We start from the raw sequence: 14576 nt of genomic DNA, 5'->3' as shown, positions 1-14576 counted from the left end.
TAAATATTCGTTAATTGGCGAATATCATACACGCCAACCTGTGGGGTAACAGCCAGAAAGCGCAAGCGAAAATCAAGGAAGTAAGATGGGGATCAAACGAGCGGCAGGGGAATACAGACTAAGGGACTCATAATCCCCTGCTCTTAGAATAAGCATATAAAATGGTGGGCCCAGTCCGACTTGAACGGACGACCAAGGGAGTAGGGTCGGAGGCCGCGTCCCAGTAGGATCACAACCCCCTCCCTCCGAACGCAGCGTGCAGGTTTCCAAGCACTACGCTCTCCAGTCATCTCCCAACTATGCTGCGGCAGTAAAGGGAAGTTTGAAATCTTTAAGTGCAAGACCATCGTAGCTACCGTTATGGATGCTAAGATGACAATCTTTACAAACAGGGATTTGTTTGCGATTTATCTTGGCCAGCAGCTTAGTGAAACCTCTCACTTTTTTCCCCATTTTCCTGACGTGTTTAACGTGGTGCATAGCAACCCCGTTAGGCTCGCCACAGATTACACACGGACTGTAGAGCTTTGATCGGGTACGCAACCTACTAAATGTTACGAGCCTACCATCCATTGCGTTCCTATCGGCGATCATGAAACGCGTTGGGGAGCTTGCCCAGTCCTTGACCAGTGCTAGCGAGTTTGTTCTTACGACTACCCGTTGGTCATCGAAGATCCTCACAGTCAGTCTGTCTCCGTATTTCTTGAAGATTTTCCTGACACTGGTTCTGTGCTTGCCAGCTAGTGTCTTAGCTGCCGAGAATTTCACAATGTACTGAACCCGAGTCAAGTCTGGAAAGTTGTCTACGAAACTGTAGTAGTTGAGTAGACCTCTTAGGATGCCATTGTACATTTCGACGATTTGAATATCGTCAAGAGCAGTCCAGGCACCTTTAGACTTGGGGTTCCCAGCGGAGTCGCATAGCCCTTTCCCGTAGAGATTTCGAATGAGTTTCTCAGTGGGAGCGAACATGGATGGTGTCCAACCAGCTACTCTTCTCGTGAAGGATTGACTATTACGTTTAACTTTCTTGATCTTCGTCCCCCTGCCAATTTTGATACTGGTACCGAGGAAGAACGCAGCCTCGGTTTTGGCATGGCGGATATGAGTTTTTTCCATACTAAGCGTGAGATCAAGAGAGTCTCTAAGATAGACTGCTGCTTGTTCTCTGATTGTATGGGCCAGCTCATGTGAGCCGTTAACCCCGATCATCCAGTCGTCCGCGTATCTGATGTATTTGATCCTGACGAAGCTATCATCCGAGGGATGAGATGAAGGTATTTCCAGCATCTTTTTCTTCGTCAACCGGATGGTCTCGATGCTTTGAGCACGCTCATCGCAATCTAGATCATCAAGTCTCTTTCTGAGTCTTTCGAGCTTATAGGATATTTTCCGAGATTCGGGGTTACGTTTCTTGGCTTCACCTCTCTGATGAACTCCTATTATCTGTTTATCCACGAATTCATCGAACTCATGGAGGCAGACGTTGGCCAGTATGGGTGAAACAATACTGCCTTGGGGGGTTCCAGATATGGTGTCCTTGAACGTTCCGAATTCGAAGTAGCCCGCTTTAAGAGCCTTCTGAATCAGATTAAGAAATCTTTCATCGTCAATACGCTTACGCAGTAGCCCTATGAGAATGGAGTGGTTGATATTGTCGAAAAAGCCTTTTATGTCTCCTTCGATGATCCAGTTCACCCCAGACCAGTTGTTTCTGACTTCCTTCAAGGCTGTGTGGCATCCCCGGTCGGGTCTGAAGCCGTGGCTTAGGTCGTGAAATGTGGGTTCGTATATCGCTTCGAGTATCATGCGCATTACTTCTTGCACGACTTTGTCTCTCGGCGGAGCGATACCCAGCGCTCTCGTCTTTCCGTTTGCCTTTGGGATTTCGACTCTTCTAGCTCCTTTGAACTTGAAGCTCTCGTCCCTCATGCTCTTTATGATGCGGTCGATGGTTTCTATTGAAAAACCATCTATAGTCGAATCATCAGAACCCTTGGTCATGTTTCCTGCATTGCTCTTTATACGTTCATACGCGACGATGTAGAGATCGCGTTTGTACATAAGGCGATACAGGTTTTTGTTGACCCAGTTTGACCGTTCAGCATTAAGTCTTAGGATTTCTTCAATTCTTGAAAGATCTTTATAGCTCATCCGAGCCAATCTCCAGTCCGAGAAGAGGATGACCTGCCTCCCTTCCCCATTCATGAGTTGTTAACCCATCGTATTCGAAGGTAGCTGTATTGGAGAGAGTTAGGCGCAAGAAGTGGTGGGCCTAGCCAGACTTGAACTGGCAACCAACGGCTTATGAGGCCGCTGCTCTAACCGATTGAGCTATAGGCCCTCCGAGAGGGTATTACGAAGGCTCCGTTACCGTAGCGATTTCTCACCTTAGGCAATCCCGAAGTTAATCACATCAACGTGCTATGGACTTAGGTGCCCCTTTCGACCGTTTTCCCCTTACTTAGGGTGACGGCAGTTGAGCGGCGTCGAGTGTACTCATAATCGTTACTCTCGATCAACTGCAATTTGGCGTAAGTCGCGTGTTGCCAAATGGGCGGAGAAATGCCCCATCTAAGTCTAGGATTCAAGCAGTTTAGCTTTCACCATATCCATCCTAGCTGACATACCTATTAGGGCTGATGCGACTGCCCCTCACATGCCTTTTCCCGACGTGCTCTGTTCCCCTTGGGCTTTCACCCTTAGGTGTCTTAGTAAGGCTTGACCACTTCGCCTAATATCCCTACTAATAAGTCGGTGCTTTATGCCCCATGCCGCAGGGCAGTGATCATCCGATCACAACGTTAATGCGCTCGCATCGGCGCACTTATGAGTCCCCTGCTCTAACCAACTGAGCTATGGGCCCGAAAGGCGTGCATATCATAGCGAATGTGGTGGAGCGAGGCCAGCCCCCGTTGGAGCTATCTTGTCATTTAGGCGGCACTTTTTGACGCTTAGCGGGTCTTGAGGGAAGCCCTTTTAATAAAGGCCCTTGATAAGGAGATACGCTTTGAAAGCATTGATGGCGCTTTTTTCGCTGCTGTTGGCGGTGCCAGCGCATGCGGACTGGCAGTTGGACCCTGACCGCTCGAACGTGCAGGCCTCCATTACCCAACTGAATGGCGATGAACCGCAAACCCATCACCATCAGGTACGCGACCTGCAGGGCGATATTTCCGAGGATGGCACGCTGCGTCTGCCGCTCAAGCTCAGCCAGACGGATATGCTGACGCGATTTGGCGAGCTGCCCACCTGGGCCGAGATGCTGGCCAATACCACCCTGGTTACGCTGGTGGCGCAGATGCCACCGGAACGCTTGGACGCGCTGGACATTGGCGAGTCGCTGGTGGAAACGCTGACATTCCGGTTGCAAAGCGACATGGTCAACCAGGAAGAAGCCGTCCCGTTGCGCTTCACCCGCGAGGGCTTGAATGAAGTACGCGTCACCCACGCCGAACCCATGGTCTTGGATGGCCGCGCACTGATGGCCAACGCGACGCTGCGCAGCGTGCTCTCGCTGCTGGGCTACCAGGAGATCGACGAGTACGTGCCGGTCACGCTCGATGCGCGGCTAGTTAACCGTTAAGCGCTTATAGTGTCGGCGTCTCCCATCTCGGCCTCGCCGGTTTGCACCCGCCACTGGGCGGCGTAGTGGCCGTTGTCCGCCAGCAGGCTTTGATGGGTGCCGCGCTCGGCCACCCGACCCTTTTCGATCACCACGATTTCATCGGCGTGCACGATGGTGGATAGCCGGTGGGCGATCATGATCACCGTGCGCCCGTGGGCAATGCGTTTCAGCGAGCGCTGAATGGCCGCCTCAGTCTCGTTATCGACGGCGCTGGTGGCCTCGTCCAGCACCAGAATCGGCGGATCCTTGAGCAGCGCCCGGGCCAGCGAAAGCCGCTGACGCTGGCCGCCGGAAAGCCGCACGCCCCGCTCGCCTACGGGCGTGTCCAGCCCCTGGGGAAGCGTTTCGATAAAACTCCACGCCTCGGCGGTTTTGGCCGCATCGATAATCGCCTCTTCATCAGCGTCCGGCTTGCCGTAAGCGATATTGTCGCGAATGCTGCCTTCAAACAGGTAAACGTCCTGGCTGACCAGGCCAATCGCCTGGCGCAGTGAGTGCATACTCACGTCCATGACCGGCTGGCCATCAATAAGCACCCGCCCGCTTTCGGGGTCGTAAAAGCGGAGTAACAGCTTCACCAGCGTAGACTTGCCGGAACCGGTGGCGCCGACCAGCGCCAGGGTATGCCCGGCAGGCGCGTGAAGGTCAATGCCGTCAACACCGACTTCGCTTGCCGAGTAATGAAAGCTCACCGATTCGAAGCGCACTTCGCCCTGGACGGGTTGGGCCAGCGGCGTGGCGCTGTCGTCTTTCACCGTGATGGGCTCTTCCAGCAGGTCGAGGATGCGCTTGGTGCTGGCCATGGCGCGCTCGAACAGGTCAATCACCTGAGCCAGGCCGGTCAGTGGCCACAGCAGTCGCTGGGTCAAGAACACCAGCACGCCGTAAGCACCCACGTTCAAGTCACCGTTGAGCGCCATCATCCCGCCGACGGTAAAGGTGGCCAAAAAGCCCGCCAGAATCGCCATGCGGATGACCGGAATAAACGCCGAACTGACCTGAATCGCCCGGCGGTTGGCATTCACATAGGCCTCGCTGGCATCGCGCAGGCGCGCCTCCCGCGCTTCACTGGTAAAGCTCTTGATGGTGGCAATACCGCTCAGATTATTGGAGAGACGGCTGGCCAGATCGCCGACCTTTTCACGCACGTCGCTGTACAGCGGTCCTGCCTTGCGCTGGAAATAGAACGCGCCCCAGATAATCAGCGGGATGGGCGTAAACGCCAGCAGGGCAATCAACGGCGAGAGCACGAAAAAGACCGCCCCCACAGCGACCACCGTTACGCCCACCTGAATCAGCGCGTTGGCACCGCCGTCGAGAAACCGTTCGAGCTGGTTGACGTCATCGTTCATGGTGGCGACGAGCTGGCCGGAGCTTTTCGACTCAAAAAACGCCATATCCAGCCGCTGGGCGTGCTCGTAGGTATCCTGGCGCATATCCGCCTGCAGCCGTTGGGCCAGGTTGCGCCACAGAATCTGGAACAGGTACTCGAACAGCGACTCACCCGCCCAGATAAAGAACGTCAGCACGGCGAGAATGGTGATCTGCTCTTGGGGCGTCTCAAAACCTAACCGCGCCACAAAGCTCTGTTCCTGGTTGACCACCACGTCGATCGCCACGCCGATGAGAATCTCGGGGGCGATATCGAACAGCTTGTTGATGATGGAGCAAACGGTGGCGGCGATAATCCGCCGCCGGTAGCCCTTGGCGTAGCGCAAAAGGCGCATTAGCGCCTGAAAGCTCTGATTCGGGGAACCATTAGCTTGAGATCGGGGCGTGGAAGAAGCCACAAGTATTCCTTACTGAGCGGTTAGGGGTCGAGGTATGCGACCTATCGTAGCATTTTCCAATCATTGTCATGGGGCTGGGGCTTGTAGACAACGCTTGGAAATCGGGCTCAGGAACAGGCGCGGCGCACGTTGGCAAGCAAGGGGCTACCGGTATCGGGGTCGATAATCAGCGTGCAGTCCACCTGGTAAAGCGCACGTACCAGTTCCGGTGTAACGACCTCTGCCGGTGCTCCCTGGGCGACAATCTGCCCGTCATTCAGGGCGATGAGATGATCAGCGTAGCGGCAGGCGCTGGCCAGATCGTGAAGTACCATGACCACCGTACGTCCCTGGCTGGCGAGATGGCGTACCAGTTCGAACACCTCGATCTGATGGCCCAGGTCCAGTGCTGAGGTTGGCTCATCGAGAAGCAACAGCGGTGTTTGCTGGGCGATGGTCATGGCGATCCATGCCCGTTGGCGCTGCCCGCCGGAAAGCGCTTCCAGTGGCCGCTCGGCCAATGCTTCAAGTCCCGCGGCGTTCAAGGCGTGTTCCACCACGCGCTGGTCTTCCGCCGACCACTGGCGCAGCCAGCCCTGGTGCGGTTGGCGACCAAAACGAATCAGTTCACTGACCGTAAGCCCTTCCGGCGCGACGGCCTCCTGCGGCAGCAAGGCGAGCTTTCTGGCCAGTTCGCGGCCGGGCAGGCGCTGAATGTCCTCGCCGCTCAACAACACCGTGCCATTGTCGGGTTTATGCAAACGGGCAAGGCCCGACAGCAGCGTGGACTTGCCGCACCCATTGGGGCCCACAATCGCGGTCACCCGGCCGCTGGGCAGGCTGACGCCGAGCGATTCGATGACGCGCCGGGCGCCATAGCTCAGGGCGAGCGACTCGGTGGCAAGCGTGGGGGATAGTTCAGCAGACGTCATGCGTGGCTCCGTTGCGGGCGCATTAATATCCATAACAGCCAGGGGCCGCCGATCACCGCGGTGACAATGCCGACGGGAATTTCAATCGGGGCAAGCAGGGTACGCCCGGCGAGATCCGCAAGGACCATCACCAACGCCCCCGCAAGCGTCGACGCCAGTAGGGGCACCTGTCGTGAGCTGGAGAGCGAACGGGCGATTTCCGGGCCGATCAGCCCGACCATGCCGACGGGGCCAGCCACCGCAACTGCCAGCGCGGTCAATACGACCGAGAGCATCATCACCTGAAAGCGGCGGGCTTTGACATTGACGCCTAGCCCATAGGCGGTGGCGTCCTTGAAGCGCATCAGCGATAGCGGACGCGCGACGACGCAAGCGGCGATCACGCCCGCGCCCAACCCAACGGCAAGCAAGCCAACCGCGTCACCGGGGCGGGCATTCAGCGACCCGACGGTCCAGGGGTAAGCGGCGTTGGCGGTATCGATCGCCACCCGCGCCAGCATAAGTTGCGTCACCGCACCAAACACCGCGCCCACGCCAATCCCCGCGACGATAAACCGATAGCCCTGGGTGCCGCCGCCCGCCACCAGACCAAAGGTCAACGCGGCGGCCGTGGCGGCCCCCGCCAGCGCCATGGCAGGTGGCGCCAGCGAGACACCCATGCCCACCACCGAGGCCACAGCAAACGCGGTCGCACCGTTATCAATACCGACAATCCCCGGCGTGGCGAGCCGGTTGCGCGCCAGGGTTTGCATCAACACACCGGCGAGCGCGAAAGCCGCCCCGGTCAAACAGGCCGCCACCAACCGGGGAAGACGCAGTTCCTGGACGGTAAACACGCTGATCATTTCGCCCCGGCCGAATAGCGCTGGCAGTACGGCGCTAACCGGCAGCGCCATGCTCCCCAGGCTCAAATAAAGCACACCGGCGCACAGCAGGGCGACGCACAACCCCGTGCTGACGACCAGCGCACGTTGCTCAATCAGCACGCTGCAGACGCTCCCCCATGGGGAACGCCATGCAACACGCCAGTAGCCCGACGGCGCGGTCACCGCCTGTGGAAGGCGTTCAGGCACAAAGGTCGATGTGGAAAAGTCACTTGTTTTCGAGTTCATGACAAGCCAACGCCAGAGGTTATAAAGACGGTAGCCGCCTGGCGCGGACCACCGAGACCAGCACCGGCGCGCCGCACAGCGCGGTGAGCACACCAATCGGTAGTTCCGACGGCGCCACCGCCACGCGGGCAATCATATCTGCCGCCAACACCATCAACGGCCCAATCGGCAAGCAAAACCATAGCGTACGGCGAATGTCCGGACCGGCCATCGCCCGGGCGGCAAACGGCACCACCAAGCCGACAAAGGCAATGGGCCCAGCCATTGCCGTGGCGCCCCCTACCAGCAAGGCCACACAGGCCACGACGCACCAACGAATCAGCCCGGGGTGATGGCCCAGCCCTGAGGCCGCCCGCTCGCCCAGCGCCAACGCCGCCAGCGGGCGTGCCATTAACACCACCGCGACGGCGGCGACCAGCATGCTGGGCAGCATTGCGGCGAGGTCGTCCAGGCGTCGCCCGGAGAGGCTGCCGATGACCCAAAAGCGGATTTCATCCGCCGCGCGCTGGTCATACAGCAGCATCAGCGAGGTCAACGAGCTCAACAGCCCCGAAAATGCCGCCCCCGCCAGCACCAGCCGTACAGGGTCACTGCCAACCCCGCGCACCCGCGTCACGCTGAGCACACAAAGACAGCCCACCAAGGCCCCCAACTGGGCAACCGAAATACGCAGCGTTGCGGCGCTGGCCCCCATCACCAATGTCAGCGCAACGGCAAACGCCGCCCCGGCGCTGACGCCCAGCAGGCCGGGTTCGGCCAGCGGATTACGCGATACCGCCTGCAACAGCGCCCCCGCGACACCCAGCGCCATGCCCACGACAATGCCAATCAAGGTGCGCGGGGCCCGCAGTTGCCACACCACAAAGCTCGCGTCGCTATCCTGGCTACCGGCAAGCACCGCCAGCGCACGCAGCGGCCCAATTTCACCGGCGCCAATCAGAAGGCTCACGAGACTCACCGCCACAAGGGCGGTGAGGAGTAACGTCATCTGCGTTCGTTGACGGGCGACGCGAAGCGGCATCACGGCAACAAGGCAGCTTCAATGTCGTCAAGGATCGCCTGGGCCGCCAGTGGGCCGTTGGCGCTCGACCATAGCTGGCCATTCACCGGCACGACCTGGTCGCGCTGTACCACGTCCAGCCTCGTAAAGGCGCTGCTTTGCTTGGCAGCTTCCAACGCTTCCCGTCCGTCTTTATTCAGCGTGGCCAAAAACAGCCAGTCGCCATCTACCCGGGAGAGGTTTTCAAGGCTCAGCACATCGCTGTGCACGCCCCGCTCGCCCACCAGCCCGGCGTCTTCCACCGTCAGGCCCACTTGATCAAGCAGCCCGGCGGCAAACAGGTTTTTCGACATGACCATCGGCCCGCCCGGCATCCAGCGCACCACAAAGGCCGTGCCGCCGACGCCCGCGTTTTCCAGAGCGCTCGCTAATTCCGCGGCGCGCTGGTCAACGGCGCTGATGGCGTCTTCGATGACGTCCTGGCGATTCAGGGCGTTGCCGTACAGGCGCGCTTCGTCCTTCCAGTTATCCGGAGCAATCGGCTGAGTGGGCGGCACCACGGTGGGGGCAATGCGCGAAAGCAGCTGATACTGCTCTTCAGTGAGCCGAGCGGGCGCCAGGATCAAATCCGGGCGCTGCTCAAGCACGGCCTCAATGTTGATTTCGCGCACCACCCCCATGATGGCGGGTCGCTCATCGCCCAAATGCGCTTCCACATACTCGGCGACGTTATCACCACCGCGGGTGGTCACCGCGCCCAGTGGGGTTACCCCCGCCGCCAGCGAGGCATCCAACGCGCCTTCGTACAGCGTCACCACACGCTCGGGAGTGCCGGTGACTTCCACATCGCCAAAAGCGGTATCCAGGGTGCGTGCCTGGGCGGCGCCTCCCCATAAGCCACTCAACAGTAGTCCCACAATGCCGACGCGCAGTACGTTAGCTCGCATACGTTATGCCTCGCTGGTTAGAAAGGCATGGATAGTAACGATTATCAAAAGCACTTTCATCAAGATTCAGGCGAATGGTGTGTTCCTTTCCACGCAACGCCCCGCCGCTACTATTTTCAGCCTGGAGATAACCGCCATGGCAGTCATAAGGCAATATCTGCTAGGTTATGGGGCCTTGGTAACGGGAGCATGCGGGTACTGATCAAGGAGTTAGTTCACTGGAACATTTACTTAATGGCTTATCGCCCTTCGTATTGAGTCTGTTGATAGGGACATCCTTCCTGACCTCACTGCTCACCGCCTGCCTGGGCGCCGGCGGCGGTGTCTTGCTGCTGGGCATCATGGCCCAGGTCGTTCCACCCCAGGCCATTATCCCGCTGCATGGCATGGTGCAACTAGGCTCCAACGCCAACCGGGCGGCGATGCTTTGGCGTGATATTGACCGTCAGATGGTTGTCACTTTTTTACCCGGTGCCGCGGTGGGTGCGTTGCTTGGTAGCCTGGTGCTGATTTCCCTGCCCCCTGATCTCCTCTATTTGAGCATTGCCAGCTTTATTGTGTATTTATGCTGGGGCCCGTCACTCCCCAGAATCGTCATGGGCCGGAGAGGAACCCTCTTGATGGCTACCCTCACAACGTTTTTGACGCTCTTTGTCGGGGCGACTGGCCCGTTGATCGGTGCCTATCTCAAGCAGCTCTATCATCAACGCTTCACGATCGTCGCGACGCTGGCGGCGGTCATGAGCTTGCAGCACGTCATTAAAATTGCGGTCTTTCAGCAGGCGGGCTTTTCCCTTGTCCCCTGGCTGCCGCTAGCGGCCGCCATGATCGCAAGCGGTGCCATCGGCACCTGGGCGGGCCTGCGCATTTTGAAGTACATGCCGGAGCGCCATTTTGCCTATATCTTCAATTGGGTTCTGACACTGCTGGCCGTTCGCCTGGCTTGGCAGGCGATGACCGGTTAACCCTCGGTTCTACGTACAAAAAAGGGGGAGCCACTTTATATTGTGGCTCCCCGCTTTGCTTATGGCGTTAGCACTGTGATTATCTCACCAAAGGTTAGAAGGCCACGTTCAACCCCAACCAAACCCGGCGGCCGTCTTCGACGTAGCCGTACTCATCGTAGTCGATGTCTTCGTCGAACAGGTTGTAGATCCCGGCGTTCACCTTGGTATTGTCGGTCAGCTGGTAGCCGATCCCAGTATCCACAAAGGTATAGGACGGGGCCACCGTTGCATCCTGTGACGGCCCGGTGTTGGGCTGGGTCTCCTCACCGCGATAAGTCACCTTCGTCCACTGGCTGAGCTTAGCCGAGGCTTGCCAATTCAGCGTGGCCGACACTTGGTGACGCGGTAGCTGAGTTAACGGCTCGCCTGCATATTCACCGCTTTTTTGCTCGCTATCGGTAAAAGTGTAACTGGCTGTTAGCTCAACGGTATCAGTTAACGGCGCCGCCACAGTCGCCTCTACGCCCTGAGTCACCGCTTCATCGACATTGACGCGTGTATTTGTATTTAGGTTGCCATTTTCGTCTCTATCATACTGCGTCGCTACCGGGCACTCTGTGGCCGATAAGCCTACGGATGTGCACGGCAACCGTGTAATCTTGTCTTCAAAATCATTATGGAACACCGTGAAGCTACCGCTAAGGCCATTCTCACTCGCGTACAGCAGACCGATCTCTTTGTTGAGTGAGGTTTCCGGCTCAAGATCGGGGTTACCATAGGTCGTGCCCCCACGACTAATCGCCCCCCAATCGGAGGTTATTTCACGCAGGTTGGGCGAGCGAAAGCCGGTAGAGACACCGCCTTTCAGGGTCCACTCCGGGGTCATGTTCCACACACTGTAGAGCCGTGGACTCAGGTGACTGCCGTAGTTTTCATCGTCGTCCATGCGCAAGCCGCCGGTCAGCGCGACATCGTCGGTCAGCATCCACTCGTCTTCGACAAACAGCGCCCACTGACGTTGCTCAATCGTCGTACGGTCGGAAATCTGATTGGTGGTGCCATCGTCAAGCGACTCTTCTTCATAGCTCGCCCCCACCGTTAGCATATGCATGCCCAGCGGCACCACCGCACTGGTTTTCGCTGTGGTGTTGGTGATTTCGATATCTCGCGACGTATTTTCACTACGTTCACGCTGCACAAAGGTTTCACTGGTGCCCCACTCAAAACGCCCGTCATGGGTCAATGCTACGTGCTCATTGGTGTAATCGTTGAAGCTGTCTTCACAGCCACCGCGGCAGCCCTCCGACGGAGCTGAGTTGCCCATCAGTGAGGTGCGATCCTGCTTGGTGATGCCCGCCTCGGCAGTGACGTCATGGTTGTCACTCGCGGCCAGACTCAAACGCGCGGTGACGCTTTGCAGGTTTTTCTCCTCGTAGCCGTTAACGATATTGTCCTCGTCGCGTTGCGAGGTGCGCCCAAACAGTTGCAGGCCCAAACGGTCTTCGATCAGCGGCCCGCTCAGGTAGACGTTAGCCTGGCGGCTATCGCCGGAATCGTTATCTTCCTGTAGCACCGTGTCGAGCTGCACATTGCCGTGCCAGGCATCAGCTACCTTGCGGGTAATCACATTGATGACCCCGCCAATGGCGTCGGATCCATACAGCGTCGACATCGGCCCACGAACCACTTCAATGCGCTCGATCGCTTGCAGTGGCGGCAGCCAGTCCTGCTCGAACCCGGCGCTGCCGTTGGGGCGAGACTCGCGTGAGTTCTGTGGACGGCCATCCACCAGGATCAATGTGTATTGCGCTGGCATGCCCCGCATGGTGATATCTTTTCCGTTATCGCCTGCCCCGCCGCCGGTCACGATCACCCCAGGTACATCGCGTAGGGCATCGGTGACGTCTTGATAGTGGCCGTCCTCCAGCTGTTCACGGCTTAACACACTGATAGAAGCTGGCGCATTAACGACCTGCTGTTCAAAACCTGACGCCGTAACGACCATATTCTCCAACGACTCGGCTTCCTGGGCGAGTAGTGGTGGTGTTACCAAACCGGCAATGGCGGTGGTCAGATAGGTTTTGTATAAATGCTTCGACATGCGGGCTCCCCAGTGGCGTGCTATGTAATCAATTAACAAAAACTAATAAGAACCATTAGCACCTGAATTCTTGCACAATTTAGCCCCTCTCGGGTTGGAACAGCATGTTCAAATAACCGCAACACAAATCACAATAATTTTTATTCTCTGTGAATGCTGGCACAATACGTCCGTTTCCCCCCGTTCCTGCGGTGTACCCCATGCATGATTTCGACGAACTAAAAGCCTTTGCAGAGGTAATGGAATCCGGCAGCCTAACGCGCAGCGCGCGCAAGTTGGGGTTGGCCAAATCCACCCTGAGCCGGCGTATCAGCCATCTGGAAGCGCGCCTGGAACAACCGCTGCTGCGTCGCCAGGCCAATCGGCTGCTGCCTACCGAGGCCGGGCTTGTCTTCCATCGTTATTGCCAGGACATGCTGAAACTGGCGGCAAGCAGCCATGAAGCACTGGCAGAGCTGCGTGAAGATATCAGCGGGACGGTCACCCTGGAGGTTCACAGCGCGCTGGCAAGAGGCTGGATGGGTCAGGTCCTGGACACCTTCATGGCCCGCTACCCTAAAATCGAGCTAACGATGCGCACCCGGGAAGCACCGCCCAGTTCGCTCAATAGCCACTGTGTCCACGTCTGCCTCGGGCCGGTGCCGGAAAATGGCCTCCACCAGGAGCCCCTGGGTCGTCTGACACGAGGCCTCTATGCCAGCCCTTCGTACCTCAGCCAGCAACCATTGCTTGAACACCCTCGCGATCTCGCCGACCACCCCTGGATCGACCTGCTGAGCACGACTCCGGATGGCTTGCTGTTGCATCATGAAAGCCTCGGCAATTACCACTTTTATCCGCCCCGCTCACGTTTGCGGGTGGATATGACAGCACTTCACCTGGATGCCATCGCCCACGGCAAGGGGATCGGCCTGCTGCCTCACTGGCTGGCCGACAAACGCGAGGCCCACCATCCCGGTGAACTGACGCCCTGCCTGCCCAATTGGCAGCCAGCGCCGCTGCCTATCACGCTGCTCTACGCCTATGGCTACCAGCCCAGGCGCGTAAAGGCGCTGCTGGCATTTTTGCGCCAGACACTGCCCCGCCAATGGCAGCACAACGAGGCCGCGGCTTAGGTTTTGCTTTAACGACTTGCCAGTTAGTCCGCTACCTATTCACAATAGTCGGCCATTCATTGCCAAGGACGCGCCATGCTGGCGGAACTATTTGCGGTAATGGCCCCCGTGCTGGCGGGCGCTGGCCTGGGGTTTACCTGGGTACGACTGGGCCACCCCTATCCGGTCGATTTTGTGACCCGACTGGTTTTCAATATCGGGACCCCCTCGCTGGTGCTTGCATCGCTCGCCGGGGCGGAAATAGATGCCAGCACCTTTGGCCGCACCATGCTCTCAACCGCGCTGGTCATCATCTGCATGGCCGGGGCAACGTTTTTTGTCGCCAAATTATTGCGCCGCGACTGGCGTGTATTGTTGTCCCCCATGATGTACCCCAATACCGGCAACATGGGGCTGCCGGTAGTACTTTACGCCTTTGGCAGTGCCGGTTTTGTGTACGGTATTACCGTGATGGTCACGGTGTCCCTGTTTCAATTTACCGTGGGTACCATGCTGGCCAGCCGGGGGAATCCGCTTAAATCACTCGCCAAGACGCCAACGGTCTACGCGATCGCCATTGCCATGGCGCTATTGCTGACGGACTCCGAACTGCCGCTCTGGTTGGCGAACAGCGTGGATTTGATGTCGGGCTTTACCGTGCCGCTGATGCTGATCACCCTTGGCGTGTCACTGGCCAGCATTAAGGTCAAAAACCTACGTTCGGGCCTCGGTTTCAGTCTGGTCCGCATTCCGCTCGCCGCAACGGCAGCCTGGCTGATTGCCGACCTGATGGGGCTTCCCCCATTGGCCCAGGGGATTTTGGTGCTGCAAATGAGCATGCCGGTCGCGGTATTTAACTACCTGTTTGCCCAACGTTCTCAGCGTGAACCCGCCTATGTGGCAAGCCTGGTGTTTTGTTCCACCCTGCTGGCATTGATTTATCTCCCGCTGTTACTCATCTGGCTGATGCCGTGAGCTGAGGACGTCAACAGGGAACCTCTCGGCCCCAAAAGCGTCTCTGCTAAACGCGCCTAATATCTGCCACC

Annotated in this window: 11 protein-coding genes and 1 tRNA gene; 4 read left to right on the top strand and 8 right to left on the bottom strand. The window is 58.0% G+C overall.

What is annotated here, in order from left to right; all coding sequences use genetic code 11:
* Positions 1–297 precede the first annotated feature (297 nt).
* Together B7L15_RS01420 and B7L15_RS01415 are read right to left on the bottom strand one after the other, a co-directional pair.
* Entirely contained in the window at positions 298–2154 is a 1857-nt protein-coding gene (locus B7L15_RS01420) for a reverse transcriptase/maturase family protein (protein ID WP_085917292.1), read from the bottom strand.
* Between the two features lie 113 nt (positions 2155–2267).
* Positions 2268–2344, bottom strand: a tRNA-Ile gene (locus B7L15_RS01415).
* Between the two features lie 666 nt (positions 2345–3010).
* Here B7L15_RS01415 and B7L15_RS01410 point away from each other — a divergent pair.
* Positions 3011–3586, top strand: a complete 576-nt coding sequence (locus B7L15_RS01410) for a hypothetical protein (protein ID WP_085917262.1) — start codon at positions 3011–3013, stop codon at positions 3584–3586.
* On the opposite strand, the gene B7L15_RS01405 is transcribed toward B7L15_RS01410, so the two are convergent.
* The 5 genes from B7L15_RS01405 to B7L15_RS01385 all read right to left on the bottom strand — a co-directional run bounded on the left by B7L15_RS01405 (position 3583) and on the right by B7L15_RS01385 (position 9388).
* Positions 3583–5355 (bottom strand): ABC transporter ATP-binding protein, encoded by a 1773-nt coding sequence (locus B7L15_RS01405; RefSeq protein WP_085917261.1) that lies wholly within the window; start codon positions 5353–5355, stop codon positions 3583–3585. The genes B7L15_RS01410 and B7L15_RS01405 overlap by 4 nt on opposite strands.
* Positions 5356–5525: 170 nt before the next feature.
* Complete coding sequence (locus tag B7L15_RS01400; RefSeq protein ID WP_085917260.1) at positions 5526–6329, bottom strand: ABC transporter ATP-binding protein; 804 nt, start codon at positions 6327–6329, stop codon at positions 5526–5528.
* Positions 6326–7441, bottom strand: coding sequence for a FecCD family ABC transporter permease (locus B7L15_RS01395; protein ID WP_085917259.1), 1116 nt, complete (start codon positions 7439–7441; stop codon positions 6326–6328). Before B7L15_RS01395 ends, B7L15_RS01400 begins: the two co-directional genes overlap by 4 nt.
* A gap of 19 nt (positions 7442–7460) precedes the next feature.
* Positions 7461–8429 (bottom strand): FecCD family ABC transporter permease, encoded by a 969-nt coding sequence (locus tag B7L15_RS01390; protein WP_085917258.1) that lies wholly within the window; start codon positions 8427–8429, stop codon positions 7461–7463.
* A 32-nt stretch (positions 8430–8461) separates the two neighbouring features.
* Positions 8462–9388, bottom strand: coding sequence for an ABC transporter substrate-binding protein (locus B7L15_RS01385; RefSeq protein ID WP_085917257.1), 927 nt, complete (start codon positions 9386–9388; stop codon positions 8462–8464).
* Positions 9389–9651: 263 nt separating this feature from the next.
* Here B7L15_RS01385 and B7L15_RS01380 point away from each other — a divergent pair, with 263 nt between their 5' ends.
* The gene (locus B7L15_RS01380) at positions 9652–10353 is read left to right on the top strand and encodes a sulfite exporter TauE/SafE family protein (RefSeq protein WP_254902825.1); all 702 of its coding nucleotides are present in this window, start codon (positions 9652–9654) and stop codon (positions 10351–10353) included.
* A 94-nt stretch (positions 10354–10447) separates the two neighbouring features.
* On the opposite strand, the gene B7L15_RS01375 is transcribed toward B7L15_RS01380, so the two are convergent.
* Complete coding sequence (locus tag B7L15_RS01375; RefSeq protein ID WP_085917255.1) at positions 10448–12436, bottom strand: ligand-gated channel protein; 1989 nt, start codon at positions 12434–12436, stop codon at positions 10448–10450.
* 200 nt (positions 12437–12636) lie between these two features.
* Here B7L15_RS01375 and B7L15_RS01370 point away from each other — a divergent pair, with 200 nt between their 5' ends.
* Together B7L15_RS01370 and B7L15_RS01365 are read left to right on the top strand one after the other, a co-directional pair.
* Positions 12637–13551 carry a LysR family transcriptional regulator gene (locus tag B7L15_RS01370; RefSeq protein WP_085917254.1) on the top strand — a complete coding sequence of 305 codons (915 nt, stop codon included), beginning with the start codon at positions 12637–12639 and terminating at the stop codon, positions 13549–13551.
* A 75-nt stretch (positions 13552–13626) separates the two neighbouring features.
* The gene (locus tag B7L15_RS01365; RefSeq protein ID WP_085917253.1) at positions 13627–14505 is read left to right on the top strand and encodes an AEC family transporter; all 879 of its coding nucleotides are present in this window, start codon (positions 13627–13629) and stop codon (positions 14503–14505) included.
* Positions 14506–14576: the final 71 nt, after the last annotated feature.

This window comes from Halomonas sp. CSM-2, assembly GCF_002119345.1.
Classification (GTDB): domain Bacteria; phylum Pseudomonadota; class Gammaproteobacteria; order Pseudomonadales; family Halomonadaceae; genus Vreelandella; species Vreelandella janggokensis.
The sequence above is the reverse complement of the archived record's forward strand: the minus strand, read 5'-3'. Positions and strand labels throughout refer to the sequence as shown.

Coding starts and splice junctions, on each gene's coding strand:
- B7L15_RS01420 (WP_085917292.1), bottom strand. CDS start 2,154: ATGAGCTATAAAGATCTTTCAAGAATTGAAGAAATCCTAAGACTTAAT.
- B7L15_RS01405 (WP_085917261.1), bottom strand. CDS start 5,355: ATGCGCCTTTTGCGCTACGCCAAGGGCTACCGGCGGCGGATTATCGCC.
- B7L15_RS01400 (WP_085917260.1), bottom strand. CDS start 6,329: ATGACGTCTGCTGAACTATCCCCCACGCTTGCCACCGAGTCGCTCGCC.
- B7L15_RS01395 (WP_085917259.1), bottom strand. CDS start 7,441: ATGAACTCGAAAACAAGTGACTTTTCCACATCGACCTTTGTGCCTGAA.
- B7L15_RS01390 (WP_085917258.1), bottom strand. CDS start 8,429: ATGACGTTACTCCTCACCGCCCTTGTGGCGGTGAGTCTCGTGAGCCTT.
- B7L15_RS01385 (WP_085917257.1), bottom strand. CDS start 9,388: ATGCGAGCTAACGTACTGCGCGTCGGCATTGTGGGACTACTGTTGAGT.
- B7L15_RS01375 (WP_085917255.1), bottom strand. CDS start 12,436: ATGTCGAAGCATTTATACAAAACCTATCTGACCACCGCCATTGCCGGT.
- B7L15_RS01370 (WP_085917254.1), top strand. CDS start 12,637: ATGCATGATTTCGACGAACTAAAAGCCTTTGCAGAGGTAATGGAATCC.
- B7L15_RS01365 (WP_085917253.1), top strand. CDS start 13,627: ATGCTGGCGGAACTATTTGCGGTAATGGCCCCCGTGCTGGCGGGCGCT.